The 876-nt window shown below is 36.1% G+C and carries 1 protein-coding gene; it reads left to right on the top strand.

Going from position 1 to position 876, the window contains the following annotated elements; translation table 11 throughout:
- Positions 1-68: 68 nt before the first annotated feature.
- Complete coding sequence (locus RHOW815_RS08330; protein ID WP_320412352.1) at positions 69-716, top strand: type II toxin-antitoxin system HipA family toxin; 648 nt, start codon at positions 69-71, stop codon at positions 714-716.
- Positions 717-876: the final 160 nt, after the last annotated feature.

The following is an 876-nucleotide window of genomic DNA, read 5'->3' as shown; positions in this document are numbered from 1 at the left end:
CAAAAGCATTTCCAGCTATATCGCTCAAACAATCATATCTCCTGGATTAAAATACTTTAAAATTTTAGATTGCTTATTGGTTATGCAAGAGATCTATTGAATACGCCTATCATTTAATGGCTAAAACAGCTCATCTTTGTGTCTCAGAAGCAAAGCTTTTCCCATCTAAAAAAGGACCGGGGTATTTTGGTGTAAAGCGATTCGATCGCGTAGATGGTAGAAGGGTACATATGCATACAATTAGCGGCTTAGTCCATGCAGACTATCGCTTTCCAAGTCTTGACTACGAAACTATTATGAAAGCAACGTTGTGGCTTACTAAAGATTCCCAAGAAGGTGAAAAGCAATTTAGAGCAACTGTTTTTAATGTCTTGAGTCACAACCGCGATGATCATTCCAAAAATTTTTCTTTTTTGATGGATGAAAAGGGCGTATGGCGAGTCTCACCTGCTTATGATCTGACTTTTTCATCGGGCCCTAGCGGAGAGCACTGTAGCATGATCATGAAAGAAGGCAAAAATCCAACACTTTCCCATTTACTAAAGCTTGCAGAGATAAGCAATATTAAAAAACAAAAAGCTTTACAAATCATTGATGAAGTAAAAATGGCAATGGCAAAATGGAGAAACTTTGCAAAAGATTTAGGATTAAGTTCAACCTCCTTTAAGATGGTTCAGACAGCTCTTAATCATGTTAACAAAACCGTCTTTTCTTAAAGAAAAAGTTCACACATGAAGATTTACCGTTTCTTTCTTAGGAGGAAATGCTCTTTTTTTCTGCTAAGAGCCTGTTTAAAATCTTTTCAAAAGTAGAGCAATAAAAGCAAGAACCACCATATTCAGGCTTGTATATAGTTTTCTTTCGCAATTTTTCCAT

The sequence above is a fragment of the Candidatus Rhabdochlamydia sp. W815 genome (genome assembly GCF_018642185.1).
GTDB classification, from domain to species: Bacteria; Chlamydiota; Chlamydiia; order Chlamydiales; family Rhabdochlamydiaceae; genus Rhabdochlamydia; species Rhabdochlamydia oedothoracis.
The sequence above is the reverse complement of the archived record's forward strand: the minus strand, read 5'-3'. Positions and strand labels throughout refer to the sequence as shown.